Raw genomic sequence first — 283 nt, forward strand, 5'->3', positions numbered from 1 at the left:
TGACCAAAATTATTAAAACATAAAAAAACACATGTTTTATCCTTGATTTTTATCACTTTTTCATATAGGATAAGCAGAAATAAAATCCAAAATAGAGAATTAACTCTCTAGTTCTGCATGGCAGTATAAAAAAAGGATTGAACAACAGGAGTTTATATGAGTACAAAGGTATTTTCTATATTTAACCATAAGGGTGGTGTTGGCAAGAGTACAATTTCAACCAATCTGGCTGGATATTTGAGTAATCAGGGATATAAGGTTTTATTTGGTGATTTTGATGTTC

The 283-nt window shown here is 29.7% G+C and carries 1 protein-coding gene; it reads left to right on the top strand.

Annotated features, from left to right (window positions below):
- Positions 1–156: 156 nt before the first annotated feature.
- Positions 157–283: ParA family protein (locus tag MJX74_RS21555; protein ID WP_240225073.1), on the top strand; the 127-nt coding region annotated here is incomplete at its 3' end.

The organism is Rheinheimera hassiensis (genome assembly GCF_022436675.1).
GTDB classification, from domain to species: Bacteria; Pseudomonadota; Gammaproteobacteria; order Enterobacterales; family Alteromonadaceae; genus Alishewanella; species Alishewanella hassiensis.